Here is a 14549-nt window from a genome sequence, read left to right as displayed (position 1 = left end):
ATGCAACGGATGGGAATGGTTATCGGCCTAAAGCCAGAGAAAATTGCCGAGTATAAAAAGCTTCATGCGGATGTTTGGCCGGGCGTTCTGTCGAAGATAAAAGATTGTAATATTTCAAATTACACCATTTTTCTGCGCGAGCCTGAAAACCTTCTGGTCGGCTATTGGGAATATCACGGTGATGATTTTGAGGCTGATGCGGCAAAGATGGCTGCTGATCCTGAAACACAACGCTGGTGGGATGTGTGTATGCCTTGCCAGGCGCCGCTCGAAACACGCAAGCAAGGCGAATGGTGGGCAATGATGGAGGATGTGTTCCATCTTGACTGATCAGCTGAAATTATCCGACCTTCGCCAAGCTTGGCCCAAGCCGTCCAACCTGATGCCCATTGTCATTTTTGGTGCCGGGTCGATTGTCACGGATGCGCATTTGCCCGCTTATAAAAATGGTGGTTTTCCGGTTCGGGGAATTTATGATCCTGATCTGGAAAAGGCGCAGAAGGTTGCGCAAGAGTGGGGAATATTTGCCTATTCCAATATTGACGAGGCTATAGCGCAAGAGGACGCGCTCTTTGATCTTGCGACACCGCCGCAAGCCCATTTTGGCATTTTGGAAAAACTTCCCGATGGCGCTGCCGCCCTGCTGCAAAAACCGATGGGTAATGATCTTGACGAAGCCAGCAAGATAGTCAGCATCTGCGAGAACAAAAACATTCGCGCTGCGGTGAATTTTCAACTGCGGTTTTCGCCTATGATGCTCGCGTTAAAAGATGCCGCCGATAAAGGGTTTTTGGGCGATATTGTCGACTTTGACGCTTGGCTCGCATTGGATACGCCTTGGCATTTGTGGGAGTTTTTGCTGAAATCTCCACGGGTCGAACTCTCTTTGCATTCAATTCACTATCTGGATTTCATCCGCAGTTTGCTTGGAAACCCTCAGGGCATTCATGCCAAGACGATGGGGCATCCATCATCCAAAATTGCACAGACACGGACGTCCGCTATTCTGGATTACGGTGATGAAAAACGTTGCGCCTTGTCAATCAATCATAACCATTCATTTGGACGCCAGTTTCAAGCCTGTGAGTTCCGCATTTGCGGCACTAAAGGCGCAGCCTATGTGAAGCTGGGTGTCAACCTTGATTACCCGCACGGTGAACCGGACGAGCTTTGGCTCAATAGCGGTGAGGGATGGCAACAGGTGCCGCTTCACGGCGCGTGGTTTCCCGATGCCTTTACCCACCGCATGGCACAGCTTCAACGGTTTGCAACGGGTGAAGAAAAGCAATTAATTTCAAATGTTCAAGACGGTTGGGACACGATGGCGCTGGTCGAAGCAGCATATCTGAGCAGTAGCCTGCCTTCTACACCGATCGCAAAAAGAGACTGAAATGCATACAGAGACAATTTACTTTGAAGATTATGCGCTGGACGCGTCGCGGACCACGGTCGGCCGCACGATTACAGAGACCGATTTCGTTGTACACGCCGGACATACGGGCGATTTTTTCCCGCACCATCTTGATGCTGAATTTTGCAAGACTTTGCCCTTTGGCCAGCGCATAGCGCACGGCACGATGGTGTTTTCCATTGGCATTGGCTTAACCGCCAGCATCATCAATCCGGTCGCATTTTCATATGGTTATGACAAATTACGCTTTATACGGCCTGTCTTTATCGGCGATACCATAAAAACAAGAGTGACAATTTCGGATAAGTATCCCGACCCGAAACGTGAGGGCATGGGGCAAGTGATCGAGCGTTGTGAAGTCATCAACCAAAAAGATGAGACCGTCCTTGCCGCCGATCATATACTGCTTGTTGAAATGAAGGAAAGCCAAGGCTGACGCGTGTCATACAGACGAACTGCGCGCTGGTCTTCGAGGCATCACCGACCGCAACTTGATCGGCAGCGTAGGGTCATCACGTAATTATTTTATCATTTAAGCCGGCTGAACCACTTGGACGGCTTGCATCCCGCAGACATTGGATAAAGGTAGAGATTATGAAGCGACTTGAAGGAAAAACAGTTTTAGCAACAGCTTGCGGCCAAGGCATAGGCAAGGCAGCCGCGCTGCGGTTTGCTTCGGAAGGTGCAAAAGTATTTGCGACCGATCTGAATGAGGCTTCGCTCAATGATGTTGCAGATAATGAGAATATTATCGCCCGTAAGCTTGATGTGACCGATACAGACGCCATTAAAGCGCTTGCGGCGGAAATTGGCGCGGTTGATGTGCTGTTTAACTGCGCAGGCTTTGTGCATGCGGGAACCATTCTGGATGCCACTGACGAGGAATGGAATTTTGCGTGGTCGCTTAATGTGACATCGATGTTTCATACAATTCAGGCCGTGCTGCCCAAGATGATTGAAAATGGCGGCGGGTCCATTGTGAATGTTTCATCTGTACTGGGGCCAATCAACGGCGCGCCGAACAGATTTATATATACGGCAACCAAAGCGGCGGTTGGCGGGCTAACGCGGTCCGTTGCCGCCGACTTCATCAATCAGGGTGTGCGCTGTAATGCAATTTGCCCCGGTACGGTTGAAAGCCCTTCCCTTGAAGAGCGCTTGCATGCACTTGGAGACTACGAAAAGGCACGCAAAGAATTTCTCGCCCGTCAGCCTATGGGCCGGTTGGGAAAACCGGAAGAAATCGCTGCCCTTGCTGCCTATCTGGCAAGTGAAGAATCGGCTTTTACAACAGGAAGAATGCACGTCATCGATGGCGGCTGGACAATGTAACTTAGGAAAAAAGAATGAAATTTATTCGCTATGGAGAGCCCGGTCAGGAAAAGCCGGGTATTGTGGAAGACAACGGAACCATTCGGGATATTTCTGAACTCGTTGATGATTTGTCCGGTTCTGTCCTGGAAAATCTCGATGATCTTGCCGCTAAGATCAAGCCGGAGAGTTTGCCGGTTGTTGACGGTTCTGTGCGTATCGGTCCTTGTGTTGGCGGTACGGGAAAATTCATTTGTATCGGCTTGAACTATGCCGACCATGCTGCCGAATCGGGCCTTGAAGTGCCGCCGGAGCCGGTAATCTTCATGAAGGCAACGAGCGCTATCTGCGGGCCCAATGACCCGATCATTATTCCTAAAGGATCTGAAAAGACCGACTGGGAAGTGGAACTGGGTGTGGTGATCGGCAAGAAAGCCAAATATGTCGATCAGGACAATGCGCTCAGCCATGTCGCCGGTTATTGCGTCATCAATGATGTTTCCGAGCGTGCCTTTCAGACCGAGCGGGCAGGGCAGTGGACCAAAGGAAAATCGTGCGACAATTTCGGCCAGATTGGCCCTTGGCTGGTTACGCCTGATGATGTTGCAGACCCGCAAGATCTATCCATGTGGTTGGAAGTCAATGGCGAAAAGGTTCAGGACGGCTCAACGAAAACGATGGTTTACGGTGTTGCGCATGTCATAAGCTATCTCAGCCAGTTTTTCACGCTTCACCCCGGTGATGTTATTTCCACAGGCACGCCGCCGGGTGTGGGCATGGGCTTTAAACCGCCCCGTTACCTGAAGGCAGGCGATGTGGTCGAGCTTGGCATTGCCGGTCTTGGCAGCCAGCGCCAAGATGTGATCGCTGACTGATAGCAATGGCGTCGATATAACAGGCTTTATTTAAAGCTCTGAGCAAAGCGGCTATTGAGCTGTTTGATTGCCGCGGCGGGTGCCAGCTTGCCGCGGAATGCACTTTCAAGAATGTCCGAACCTTCGCTTTGAAATTCCATATATCCGTCATGACGCGGACGTAGCCATGCCGCCTCATGTGTAAGGCGGGTATTAAAATAAGCATCGCTTACAGAAGCGTTCACGGCGTGATTGTTCCATGCCATTATATTGGCGGGCTGTCCGTTTGAGGCCACATATAAATCTTCCTGACACTCACGGCTCGCGATCCAAAATGCGTATTTTACGCAGGCTTCAGGAGAGCTTGTCTCCGCTGATATGGCGATGCCTGTGCCGCCCAATGTTGACCCCGACGGACCAATCTTCCCGGCTGCTGCAATGTCGCAGAATTGCAAGATATGTTTGCGGTAATTCTTCTCGGAATATCCTTTGTACAGATACGTAAGCGGATTGAGGATAAACCTGCTATCCTCCGCCATCGCATCAAGCGACGCGATCGGATCCATCTCAAAACATGCAGGATCGAGGTGGCTAGTGACCGCCAGCATTTTTTTCAAAACAGCCATTCCTGCATTTTGCTCAATCAGGTCGCCTGGTGTTGTTGCGCACGGAGTGCCAAGATTGGCTGCCAGTGTGAAAAAACTCATCAATGAATGGGGGGAGCGCAGCGGCCAAACCACCGCACCGTTTTCCGCCAGCTTTACCACTTCGCCCCATGTCGTTGCCGAATTGGTTTTGTCGGGCCGAAATGCCTGAACCTGGGCGGCTGTATCAATTGGCAGCGCCCACTGATGTCCGCCAAGGTTATAGCTTGCAAAGCTACGTCCCAAACTTTCGGCAGATAGCGATTCAAATTGGTCAGATGTTAGATGTTCATCAAATGCCAAGAGACAATTCTTTTTAGCGACAGAACCTAAATGAGGATGATCAATCACCATCAAATCATATTTGCGGGCAAGCTCTTCAACAGGCACAGATTCGAAATCTTGTAATGAGCGCTTATCCCATTCGATCTCGAAATCTGGGTTCTTCCGTGAGAATTCCGCCGATGTTGCAACCATAGGATCATAGCCGCGTGGGTCAGACCAGGTCATTCCTTTAAGGATAGTTTTAGCAGTCATGTTCCCCCGGTTTCTTTCGCTTTTTAATTGGTTTGATCTTCTGAAAAAGTGCCTGCGCCCAGCAGCTGAGAGATATGCTGCGCCGCTTCGACAAGCTGTTTGCGGCTTTCCTGCGGTTCAACATAATGACTGGTGCGCAAGCGCTTCAGGAAGGGAATTGTCAAAGCAGCAATGACTTGTGACGAATAATCGTAAATCGGCGCAGAAATGTTCGTGATGCCTTCGATAACCGAAGACCGGCTTTCGCAATATCCATGCGCTGTAATGCTATCGACGTTCTGCCGGAACAAGCCGACCATATCAGGCATTTCCTGATCTGCTTTTTTCAAGAGTATTTCTTGGCGGTCTTTTGGCACAGCATTAAAAAGGGCTGCTCCTGATGCTGTTTGAAATAAAGGCACACGGGCACCTAAGCGCACGCTCGTGACATTGTTTCCGGGCGCATCGACCTGCGCTATGATCAAGATGTCGTCATTGTGCAAAACAGCCATATGGACAGACTGATTGAGCGACAATGCCAGATTTTGCATGCTTGGAATAGCGACCGATGACAGTCGTCTAATAGGAGGATGGCGATGCGCTATCTCGAACATTTTTGTTGTTAGCGAATATCGGTCGGTCACTGAATCAAAAGAGACATATCCCCGATCTGTGAGAACAGCCAACATGCGGAAAATTTCACTGATGGACCTGTCCAGCGCCTTGGCGACATCGCTTTTGCGCAAACCTTCGGCATTGGAAGCAAGCAGTTCGATTATGTCCAGTCCTTTGGAAAGTGCCGGTGCTGAATAGGTCACATTTTTTTCGGTTTTTGTGTTCGTCTTCATCGAGCGGTAGCCCTTCATTGTTTCACATATAAAACTGTTTGCCGCTATTTATATAAAGTTGTAAATACCTGACTTGATCCTGAAACCGGTCTCTATCTGTAAAATGCGATGCAGGTTGGTGTTCCGATATTGATGCTGAAATCCATTGGGATAAGTTGATCGTCGGCGCCAATCTTAAAACTGTTCACGCGGTCGCTGTCCTGATTTGCGACCAATAAATATTGACTGCTTGGATCAACGGCGAAATGGCGCGGTGTTTGGCCTTGAGCGTCGACAGTTTCGACAAACTTGGGCACACCGTCTTCTGTATCAATGTTGATGCGTGCGAGAGTATCGTCACCTCTGTTGGCGACATAGATGTGTTTGCCCAACGGACTAAGTGATATTTCAGACGGGTAGTTGCTTGTTTTTGCACATTCCGCGCGTGTGGTGCACGTTCCTATTACCGATAAATGTCCGCTATCCTTATCAAGCGCCAGCGTGGTAACCGTTGAATCCAATTCTCCGCATACATGGACACGTTCGCCGTCGTGCGAGAAAGCAAAGTGCCGTGGTCCGCAGCCGGGTTTTAATGCCGTGGTCTGGACATGTTGCACAGAGCCGTTCGCTGCATCAAAGCGGTATACCATCATCGCATCGGCACCCAAATCTGTAACGATCAGGAAGCGATTGTCAGGCGTTGCCAACACGGCGTGCGGGTGAGAGCGTTGCTGGCGGGGCAATTGCGGACCGGTACCGTCGTGCTTAACTGTCGCGGAGATTTCCCCCAGTCCGGTTTGCGCATCCAGTGCGATTGTCGCCATGGCCTGATCGCGGCCGCCTAAATCTTCGTCCCACCCATGATTGACAACGAGCAGATAATTTAAGGATTTATCCAGGCTGACATGCGCCGTGATTGAACCAGCTGATGACTGCGTGGAAAGTCGAAAAAGCTTTTTGCAATCGTCACTTACATCAAAAGCCGTTACAGAGCCTTCAGCAAGCTGCGGCATTTCACTGGTTGCATAGATGCGCCCGATTTGCGGATGAACCGTCATAAAGGTCGGGTTTTGAACGTCTTCATACTGTGTTTCCAGTTCAGCATCTGACGTTTCAAAGTCGATCGCAAACAGGGAAATTCCGGGCGAGTTTGAAGACGCAAAATAGCCCGTAGGATTATTACATCCACTGATGAAAACCCGGGTTTGCGTCATAATAGCCAGTTCCATCTGTACTTTGATATGGATCGGTTAAGGCCATCGTAGGCAATCCGAAGACTTCAAAAGTAAGTACTAAAATTCAATTATTTTGTATATGATATTCAGTTTTATATATGATGCAAGCCTAAAATGATGTAAGCTTGTTTCAGCATGATTGCCTTTTGCAGGTAATATAGAAAAAGCGGACGACAATAAATATGATAAACAATCCACTCAGCGGTATCAAAGTTCTGGATTTCAGCCAGTTTCTGGCTGGCCCCTATGCCTCGCTAAGATTGGCAGACCTCGGTGCCGATGTGATCAAGATCGAAAAATCCGGTACGGGCGATCTGTCGCGATATCTTTATGTCTCTGATACTGTGATAGACGGTGACAGCACAATTTTTCACGCAATCAACCGCAATAAAAAATCCGTTGAAGTTGATCTAAAAAGCGACGCCGATAAAGAACAGGTCTGGGCACTAATTGATGAGGCTGATGTTGTTATCCAAAACTTCCGGCCGGGTGTGATTGAGCGGCTCGGATTTGGCTATGATGCTGTAAAGAAGCGCAAGCCGGATATCGTTTATGGTTCGGTTAGTGGTTATGGCGTTGGAAATGCCTGGGAAAAGCTGCCGGGCCAAGATCTTTTGGCGCAAGCGCGCAGCGGCATTATGTGGTTAAGCGGCGGTGCCAATGATGGACCGGTTGCCATCGGCTTGCCGATTGCCGACATTCTTGCCGGTGCCGCCTTAACCCAAGGTCTGTTGGCATTATTGTTCCGGCGTGAGCGCACCGGCGAGGGCGGGTTGATTGAGACCAGCCTTATAGAGGCGATTGCAGACCTCCAGTTTGAATTGTTGAGTACTTTTATGAATGGCGATGGCAAGATGCCGGAGCGGCCACATAATGCGCCTGCTCACGCTTTCCTTGCCGCACCTTATGGTGTTTACCGGACCAGAAACGGGCATCTTGCGATCGCGATGAACGATCTGACGAAGCTGGCCGACTGCCTCAAGCTCGAAGCCTCCTTTCAAGAAATGGATAATTTTAAACACCGTGAGGCAATTAAAGCTGAACTGTCGGCGCATCTGGAAGCGGGCGACACCGAAGTCTGGATGGAAGCAATGATTGCTGCCGATATTTGGGCGGCACCTGTTATGGACTGGGATGAAACGCTTAACTCAGGCGTATTGCAAAGCATGGGCATGCTGCAGGATGTCAAGCGCGGCGAGTTGAACATCAAAGCGATGTCGATGCCGATGCGCATTGATGGCGAGCAGAATAAGACAAGCTCTGCTGCGCCTCGATTGGGGCAGGACAATATGATTTTAAGCAAAGGATGGCGCGGCCGCTAATCTTTGGGCGCGCTGCCCAGTGACTTCGATAATTCCTGCGCAGCACTGATAATTTCGTTTAAGGTATCTTCCGGTGTAAATCGTGCATCAACCTGTTCGATATAACCTGAAGTAATCGCAGCGACGATGCCGCGGTTATCAAATATTGGTACGCTTAAATTCCTGACACCTTTGACCAGTGCACTCATCCGGTCTTCATAGCCACGTTCTCTTATATGGGCCAATCGCTCGACGGCTGAATCGCGCTCACTTTTGTCCAGTTTGCTCAAATAGCGCTTCTGTTCGCTTTCCGATGAGTATGCCGTTATGACATTTCCGGTACTGGTGTTGGCCAAATCGAAGACTGCGCCTGTACGCACAGAATATCCGGCAGGGCGCGGGCTGTGAACGGATGCTAGTATCAGGATCGAATTCCGGTTTTTTACACCCAAATGACATGATTGTTCGGTGCGCGCTGCGATCCGTTCCAGCAAGGGTACACCATTGCTAATCAGACGTTCGGTCGGATCGTATTTGTGCGACAGTTCAAACAGCCGCAGAGTCAGTGCATAGCGGCCGGTGTTTTCATCCTGCTCGATGTAACCACGGGTGCTGAGATAAACAACGATCCGGTAAATCTCACCCATCGTTCTGTTAAGCGCCGCAACGATTTCGTTCATCGTTAATCCGGGACGAGCCTCGGCGAGAAGCTCGAGGACGTCGAGTGCTTTGCTGACAGAGGGCACCGCTGATTTTTTACGGCCATTTTCTACCGAAGTGTCATCGTCGGGTATCGGGTGTTTTGTCGCCATCTATTTGCCTTTAGCCTGCTCAACTTTTGCAAAGCACAGTGACATCAATTCGTTCTCGATTTGCAAGCCCATGTCCACACTTGTGTTCATCGCAGCGCGCACACTGGATTTGACCGCTTGTGTTGCCGGGCTTGAATGTCCGGCAATCAACTGCGCTACTTCAATCGCTTTTGCCATTTCTTCGCCGGGTTCGACCAGCCATTCCACCATGCCTATCCGGTGTGCTTCCTCACCATTAAAACGCTCGCCCGTCAGAAGATATTTCATTGCCTGACCATAGCCGCACATGCGGGTTAGATGTTGTGCGGCACCGCCGGCACCGTTCCAGCCCAAGGCGACTTCCGGCGCGCTGAACTGAGCAGACTTTGCAACAACGCGCAAATCGCAAGCCAATGCAATTTCAAGGCCGCCGCCCAGCGCCCATCCTTTTACTGCGGCAATCGCCGGTTTACGCAATGCTCTGATCGGCGGGATATAATCATAGCGGTTCCGCCAGGCCCAAAAGTCTTCATACTCGTCCAATGCAGCGGTATCCGAACCGGCACAGAAGGCTTTTTCGCCCGCACCGGAAAAGATCACGGCATGGACCTCGTCAAGCTTGTTGGCTCTGTCACACGCTTCACCGATCTGCCGATACATAAGTGGCGTTAGCGCGTTGTGTTTTTTGGGCCGGTCAATAATGATATGCCCGACATTCTTGCCAAGGGTTTCAAACCGGACTTCACCATTGTTGTCAGACATATAAACTCCGCGGCAAGTTAGTTAAATTGAAGGTTTGGCAGCCATAAGGAAATGGCAGGTATAAAGGTCAATATCAATAGCATGGTAAACAGCAGTGCGTAGAACGGAAGCGCTGCGCGGACAAATGCACCGATTGAAATTCCCGTCACAGCACATGTGGTAAACATGATTGTGCCAAGCGGCGGTGTGATGCCCGCAATAGTCAGATTGAGAACCATCACAATACCGAAATGTACCGGATCAATGCCAACGCTTGCAATGACAGGCACCAAAATGGGGGTAAGCAAAATAAGCGATGCCGAGCCCTCAATGAACATACCGACAATGATGAGAAGAACATTGATCATAAGCAGCAGCAGAAAAGGGTTCTCCGTCAGCGCCAACATTGCTTCTGCGACAATGACCGGAATGCGCTCCCATGTCATGAAGAAGCCGAAAGTGCTGGCCATGCAAATTACCAGCAAAACGATTGCGGTCGCCTGAATGGTTTGCTCCATAATCGGCTTGAAGTGGTGCGGTTTCAATTCGCCATAAAGAATGCCGACAAAGATTGAAAACACAACGGCCATCGCGCCGGCTTCTGTGGGTGTGAAAAAACCGAAACGTATGCCGCCGACAATGCCGACCGGCACCATGAGCGCTAGGCTTGCACCGCGAAATGCGACCAACCGCTGGCCCCAAGTTGTTTTAACATCAAGGGCTGGTTTCAGGTTCAGGCGTTTGGCCATAAAGGCGACCAAAGCCATCATTGACACACACAAGACTATGCCCGGTACAATGCCGGCCAGAAACAGGCGACCTATGGAAACATCGCTCATAAAGCCATAAAGAATGAGCCCGATGCTAGGCGGTATTATCACACTGATGATGGCTGATGACGCTGTTACTGCTGATGAAAAGGCCGTGTCATAACCGCGCTTGTTCATCTCCGGAACAAGGACTTTTGCCTGCATGGCCGCATCGGCATTGGCTGAACCTGCCACACCGCCCAGTAGCGTGCTGAGCAGGACATTTACCTGCGCCAAGCCGCCAATCCAATGTCCTGTGAGCGATTCTGCAAAAGCCATCATGCGAGAAGTGATGCCAGCGAAATTCATCACAACGCCTGTCATGACGAATAAGGGCACTGCTAACAGGGGAAATGAATGTGTAACGGCGATCATGCGCTGTACAAACAATTCAGTCGGCATGGCACCCGCAAACATGAAAAATGTCATTCCTGCCATGCCGATAGCAAGCGCAACCGGCACACCGATAGCGATTGCAATAAAAAGCACAATGAGCGGTAATAGATCCATCATACCACATCCTGTACAGTTTGGCCGTCATCCGTGTTTTTGGCAAAGCCCAGAATCTGTAAAAGGCATGTGATTGACATTACGCCAAATGCGATGAGCGAGGCCAAATAGACATAAGAAAATGGAATCCGTAAAACGGGCGAGGGGCGCGAGGCTCCTTTGAGCATCATTTCATAGCTGTAATATGTGACGCTGAGGAGAAACAGCAAAATCGCAATATTGGCTATAAAGCGTACGATATTTCCGGCAAGCGGGGGCAGTTCGTCGACGAGTAAAGTAACACGTATGTGCTGGTTGCGCCTGAAAGCGGCCATAGCGCCCAAGCAAACGACCCAAGTGAACACAATGCCGGACAATTCTGTCGTCCAGACGGCCGGTTTTTCGGTGACATAACGGGTCAGTACTCCCCATAGCACCGAAGAAACAAGAACGGTCATTGCGCAATAGGCAATGTATTCTTCTGCGGTCAAAAATATGCGTGTCAGTAACTTCATTCTGCTGCTCCCAAGCCAAAAGCAGCCCCTGACAGTTCAGCAGGGGCTATGAGCGTTTAGTTGTCCAGAATGGCACGGACTTCATCATATAGTCCGGGTGTCCAGTCTGGGAACTTGGTATAAACCTCGGCTGTCTTCTCCTGAAAGGCGGCAACATCGACATCGCGATTGAACGTTACGCCTTCAGCCTCCAGTTTTTCAATCCACTCTTCTTCCGATGTTAGCATTAAATCTGTCATGAACTCTCCTGCGGCAATAGCCTGTTCAGATAGAATTTTCTGGATATCTTCGGGCAATGTACTGAAGTAACCTGAGTTGATGACAAGGCCGGTAAAGCCCTTGAAGTGACCGGTCAGAGAGATGGTTTTCTTCACCTCATAAAGCTTTGCGCCATATAGAGATGGCAGCGGTGCTTCAGCACCTTCGACAACACCGGCGGACAAGCCTGAATATACTTCTGCCCAAGCCAATTGTGTCGGGCGTGCGCCCATTGCATCAAAGGTTTCCACCCACATCGCATTTGGCGGTGTGCGGAAAGTCATGCCGGCAATGTCTTCCGGATTGCTGATGGCTTTGTCAGAAAGCATATGACGTGAACCGAACAGCCAATTCAATGACAGCAGTTCGATATCCGATTCAGCGCGCAAACTATCCTTCATGTCCGCGTAGAGATCGGAAGCGATCAGCTTGGAGAAATCGCGCGGGTCTTCCATCAGGTAAGGGCCGCCCAATACGCCGAAATCCGCTACAAAGTCGCTCAGATAACCCGGGTCCGAAACCGTAATAATCGGTGCGCCTGCACGCATTTGCTCATAAACTTCCGGATTGCTGCCAAGTTGCGCGTTCGGAAAAATTTGAAATGTAACGCGCCCGTCAGTCATTTCTTCGACATTCTTGGAAAACTGCTCGATTGCCTGATGCACCGGCTCCTTATCCGATGTTACGTGGCCAATCCGAATCTCATAATCGGCGGCCAGTGCCGTTGCGCTTGCTGATGCGGCAAACAAGGCCGCCAAAACGCCTTTGGCTAAAGTTCTTCTGGTTGTTTTGAGCATGGTGTTCCTCCCGATGGATGTTTTGCTCTCTTCATTCACAAGTCTGCAAATTTTGATGTTTGACAAATTTGCCTGAGCCGGTATCTAACATTTTACTTGCAAATTTCAAAGTTATTTTTACACTTGAAAATCAAAGCAAGTGAGCAAATGATGAAAACAGCCGCGCATCAGGCTGGAAAATCTGACTAAATGATGGGAATTTATGGTGAGCCATAGCATTAAACTTAAAGGGATAACTTGGGATCATCCGCGCGGATATGATTGTGTTGTCGCGGCTTCTGAAAAATATGCGGAACTGACGGCAGTCGAAATCGAGTGGTCAAAAAGGTCTCTTCAGGCATTTGCCGATGCTTCCATTGAAGCGCTTGCCGAAGCCAATGATTTCATTGTTCTTGATCATCCGCATGTGGGGCAAATATCAGAGACGGGCTCTTTGCTCCCGCTTCCCAAGCGTGAAGATGCAAGCGCTTCTTTGGGTGGTTCTGCCGAAAGCTATTTCTGGAACGACAAATGCTGGTCCTATGCAATAGATGCTTCTTGCCAAATGGCTGTCCGGCGCACGGATTTGGGCGCAACGACGCCTATTTATTGGGAAGATTTTTTAAGAGACGACGCGGCAAAGTTTCGTGCTGTGACGCCGCTTCTTCCCGTCGATGCCTTCGATATGCTGATGACACTGGTGGCAGGAAAAGGAGAAGTCGCGCTTCCCTACAGCTCTGACAATTTTGTCTCTGATGATAACGGCGAATATGCTCTTTCGATTATGCGTGCGCTCTATAATTTAGGCCCCGCTGAAGCGAGCCAATGGAATCCTATCAAGGTGATGGAGGTTTTAAGCACCACAGACGAGTTCGCCTGTTCGCCTTGTCTGTTCGGCTATATCAATTATGCACGGCCCGGATTTAGAGACAAGCAACTCAGCTATTTTGATATGCCGGTAAGCTTGGGAGCCTCGGCCCGGCGGGCCATTCTTGGCGGTGCGGGCATTGGCGTGTCTTCGAAAACCGCGCACGCAGAGGAAGCTATCAAATTTGCCCAGTGGATTTCCTCGCAAGACGTGCAGTCGGGCGTTTACATCGAAAATGAAGGGCAACCTGCGAACCGCCACACATGGCTCAATCTGCAAAATGATCCGAAATATAGCGGTTTTTTAAAAGGCGCATTTTCAACAATTGATAATGCATGGACGCGCCCGCGTGATCCTTGGTTCTTAGGCTTTGTGGATGATGCTTGCGAGATCATGCCCGTATTTTTTGAAAAGAACAAATCAAACAGTTGGTGTCTGGATGCTTTGAACAAAGCATATCGCCACCATGTTGGGGGAAAATAATATGGCAATTGCAGTAGTCACCGGAGGCAATAAAGGGCTGGGCTTGTTTCAGACCAAACGCTTTTTAGAGGCAGGTTATCAAGTCCATGTAGTTGCCCGTAGTGAAGGAGAACTCGGATCGCTGGATAAAGATGTTGTCTTTCACCAGTGTGATTTGAGCGCTGACACGGATGCATCATATATCGACAAAATCTATGAGGATGTTGGTGTCATTGATGTACTCGTCAACAATGCCGGTATGCATCTAAAAAAGCCGGTGTGGGATGTAAAAGCTGAAGAGCTTGATCAGGTTCTTTCCCTCAATGTGAATGCGATGTTTTTAGCGTGCGGGCGCTATGTTGATCTACACAAGGATACCGGCGGGGCCATCGTTAATATCTCATCTATGGGCGGGCTGATGGCGCTTCCTTCTGCCGCCGCCTATGTGACAGCCAAAACAGCAGTGGTTGGTTTGACGAGAAGCGTCGCAGTGGACGCCGCACGATATGGCATTCGCTGCAATGCTGTCAGTCCGGGATTTATCGATACGGATATGACGCGCGCGGTGCTGGCCAAAGATCCTGCGCGACGGGAAAAAATAGAAGGGCGTATTCCGTCCCACAAGTTTGGAACCCCGCAAGACATCGCAAACACCGTTTATTTTCTCGGCTCATCGCAGGCAGCCTATGTTAACGGCGTCAATATTCCCGTTGATGGCGGCTATGCAATTGGATTCTAGGA

The 14549-nt window shown here is 49.9% G+C and carries 16 protein-coding genes; 8 read left to right on the top strand and 8 right to left on the bottom strand.

The genetic code is table 11. From position 1 onward, the window contains the following. The 5 genes from SU32_RS11530 to SU32_RS11510 all read left to right on the top strand — a co-directional run bounded on the left by SU32_RS11530 (position 1) and on the right by SU32_RS11510 (position 3597). Positions 1-330: an L-rhamnose mutarotase gene (locus SU32_RS11530; protein ID WP_053999524.1), complete on the top strand. Its 330-nt coding sequence runs from the start codon at positions 1-3 to the stop codon at positions 328-330. After that, the gene (locus tag SU32_RS11525) at positions 323-1390 is read left to right on the top strand and encodes a Gfo/Idh/MocA family protein (protein WP_425394275.1); all 1068 of its coding nucleotides are present in this window, start codon (positions 323-325) and stop codon (positions 1388-1390) included. Before SU32_RS11530 ends, SU32_RS11525 begins: the two co-directional genes overlap by 8 nt. 1 nt (position 1391) lies before the next feature. Then, on the top strand, positions 1392-1847 hold the full coding sequence (locus SU32_RS11520) for a MaoC family dehydratase (protein WP_053999522.1): 456 nt from the start codon (positions 1392-1394) through the stop codon (positions 1845-1847). A 155-nt stretch (positions 1848-2002) separates the two neighbouring features. Beyond that, positions 2003-2743 carry an SDR family oxidoreductase gene (locus SU32_RS11515; RefSeq protein WP_211097759.1) on the top strand — a complete coding sequence of 247 codons (741 nt, stop codon included), beginning with the start codon at positions 2003-2005 and terminating at the stop codon, positions 2741-2743. Positions 2744-2757: 14 nt separating this feature from the next. Beyond that, on the top strand, positions 2758-3597 hold the full coding sequence (locus SU32_RS11510; RefSeq protein WP_053999520.1) for a fumarylacetoacetate hydrolase family protein: 840 nt from the start codon (positions 2758-2760) through the stop codon (positions 3595-3597). Positions 3598-3623: 26 nt separating this feature from the next. On the opposite strand, the gene SU32_RS11505 is transcribed toward SU32_RS11510, so the two are convergent. From SU32_RS11505 to SU32_RS11495, 3 genes are all read right to left on the bottom strand, one after another. Next, positions 3624-4757 (bottom strand): type 2 periplasmic-binding domain-containing protein, encoded by a 1134-nt coding sequence (locus SU32_RS11505; RefSeq protein WP_082376674.1) that lies wholly within the window; start codon positions 4755-4757, stop codon positions 3624-3626. Between the two features lie 23 nt (positions 4758-4780). Then, complete coding sequence (locus SU32_RS11500) at positions 4781-5584, bottom strand: IclR family transcriptional regulator (RefSeq protein WP_160316311.1); 804 nt, start codon at positions 5582-5584, stop codon at positions 4781-4783. A 92-nt stretch (positions 5585-5676) separates the two neighbouring features. Further along, complete coding sequence (locus tag SU32_RS11495; protein ID WP_160316310.1) at positions 5677-6777, bottom strand: lactonase family protein; 1101 nt, start codon at positions 6775-6777, stop codon at positions 5677-5679. Positions 6778-6980: 203 nt separating this feature from the next. Between SU32_RS11495 and SU32_RS11490 the strand changes: the two genes are divergently transcribed. Next, the gene (locus SU32_RS11490; RefSeq protein WP_053999516.1) at positions 6981-8120 is read left to right on the top strand and encodes a CaiB/BaiF CoA transferase family protein; all 1140 of its coding nucleotides are present in this window, start codon (positions 6981-6983) and stop codon (positions 8118-8120) included. Here SU32_RS11490 and SU32_RS11485 read toward each other — a convergent pair. The 5 genes from SU32_RS11485 to SU32_RS11465 are packed head-to-tail and all read right to left on the bottom strand — an operon-like array spanning position 8117 to position 12499. Then, positions 8117-8911 (bottom strand): IclR family transcriptional regulator, encoded by a 795-nt coding sequence (locus tag SU32_RS11485; RefSeq protein WP_053999515.1) that lies wholly within the window; start codon positions 8909-8911, stop codon positions 8117-8119. The two genes, SU32_RS11490 and SU32_RS11485, sit on opposite strands and share 4 nt — an antisense overlap. Beyond that, positions 8912-9652: an enoyl-CoA hydratase/isomerase family protein gene (locus tag SU32_RS11480; RefSeq protein ID WP_053999514.1), complete on the bottom strand. Its 741-nt coding sequence runs from the start codon at positions 9650-9652 to the stop codon at positions 8912-8914. Positions 9653-9669: 17 nt separating this feature from the next. Beyond that, positions 9670-10953 carry a TRAP transporter large permease gene (locus tag SU32_RS11475; protein WP_245625528.1) on the bottom strand — a complete coding sequence of 428 codons (1284 nt, stop codon included), beginning with the start codon at positions 10951-10953 and terminating at the stop codon, positions 9670-9672. After that, positions 10950-11444, bottom strand: coding sequence for a TRAP transporter small permease (locus tag SU32_RS11470; protein ID WP_053999513.1), 495 nt, complete (start codon positions 11442-11444; stop codon positions 10950-10952). The genes SU32_RS11475 and SU32_RS11470 overlap by 4 nt, the downstream gene beginning before the upstream one ends. Positions 11445-11500: 56 nt before the next feature. Beyond that, positions 11501-12499: a C4-dicarboxylate TRAP transporter substrate-binding protein gene (locus tag SU32_RS11465; RefSeq protein ID WP_053999512.1), complete on the bottom strand. Its 999-nt coding sequence runs from the start codon at positions 12497-12499 to the stop codon at positions 11501-11503. Between the two features lie 202 nt (positions 12500-12701). Here SU32_RS11465 and SU32_RS11460 point away from each other — a divergent pair, with 202 nt between their 5' ends. Together SU32_RS11460 and SU32_RS11455 are read left to right on the top strand one after the other, a co-directional pair. Beyond that, positions 12702-13829, top strand: a complete 1128-nt coding sequence (locus SU32_RS11460; RefSeq protein WP_053999511.1) for an extracellular solute-binding protein — start codon at positions 12702-12704, stop codon at positions 13827-13829. A gap of 1 nt (position 13830) precedes the next feature. Then, on the top strand, positions 13831-14547 hold the full coding sequence (locus tag SU32_RS11455) for an SDR family NAD(P)-dependent oxidoreductase (RefSeq protein ID WP_053999510.1): 717 nt from the start codon (positions 13831-13833) through the stop codon (positions 14545-14547). Positions 14548-14549 lie beyond the last annotated feature (2 nt).

Source organism: Ahrensia marina (genome assembly GCF_001293565.1).
Taxonomy (GTDB): domain Bacteria; phylum Pseudomonadota; class Alphaproteobacteria; order Rhizobiales; family Rhizobiaceae; genus Ahrensia; species Ahrensia marina.
This window is presented reverse-complemented; position numbering and strand designations above follow the sequence as displayed.

What these genes read in the sequence shown, in the direction of transcription:
- SU32_RS11530 (WP_053999524.1), top strand. Translation starts at nt 1, where the DNA reads ATGCAACGGATGGGAATGGTTATCGGCCTAAAGCCAGAGAAAATTGCC.
- SU32_RS11520 (WP_053999522.1), top strand. Translation starts at nt 1,392, where the DNA reads ATGCATACAGAGACAATTTACTTTGAAGATTATGCGCTGGACGCGTCG.
- SU32_RS11510 (WP_053999520.1), top strand. Translation starts at nt 2,758, where the DNA reads ATGAAATTTATTCGCTATGGAGAGCCCGGTCAGGAAAAGCCGGGTATT.
- SU32_RS11505 (WP_082376674.1), bottom strand. Translation starts at nt 4,757, where the DNA reads ATGACTGCTAAAACTATCCTTAAAGGAATGACCTGGTCTGACCCACGC.
- SU32_RS11500 (WP_160316311.1), bottom strand. Translation starts at nt 5,584, where the DNA reads ATGAAGACGAACACAAAAACCGAAAAAAATGTGACCTATTCAGCACCG.
- SU32_RS11495 (WP_160316310.1), bottom strand. Translation starts at nt 6,777, where the DNA reads ATGACGCAAACCCGGGTTTTCATCAGTGGATGTAATAATCCTACGGGC.
- SU32_RS11490 (WP_053999516.1), top strand. Translation starts at nt 6,981, where the DNA reads ATGATAAACAATCCACTCAGCGGTATCAAAGTTCTGGATTTCAGCCAG.
- SU32_RS11485 (WP_053999515.1), bottom strand. Translation starts at nt 8,911, where the DNA reads ATGGCGACAAAACACCCGATACCCGACGATGACACTTCGGTAGAAAAT.
- SU32_RS11480 (WP_053999514.1), bottom strand. Translation starts at nt 9,652, where the DNA reads ATGTCTGACAACAATGGTGAAGTCCGGTTTGAAACCCTTGGCAAGAAT.
- SU32_RS11475 (WP_245625528.1), bottom strand. Translation starts at nt 10,953, where the DNA reads ATGATGGATCTATTACCGCTCATTGTGCTTTTTATTGCAATCGCTATC.
- SU32_RS11470 (WP_053999513.1), bottom strand. Translation starts at nt 11,444, where the DNA reads ATGAAGTTACTGACACGCATATTTTTGACCGCAGAAGAATACATTGCC.
- SU32_RS11465 (WP_053999512.1), bottom strand. Translation starts at nt 12,499, where the DNA reads ATGCTCAAAACAACCAGAAGAACTTTAGCCAAAGGCGTTTTGGCGGCC.
- SU32_RS11460 (WP_053999511.1), top strand. Translation starts at nt 12,702, where the DNA reads ATGGTGAGCCATAGCATTAAACTTAAAGGGATAACTTGGGATCATCCG.
- SU32_RS11455 (WP_053999510.1), top strand. Translation starts at nt 13,831, where the DNA reads ATGGCAATTGCAGTAGTCACCGGAGGCAATAAAGGGCTGGGCTTGTTT.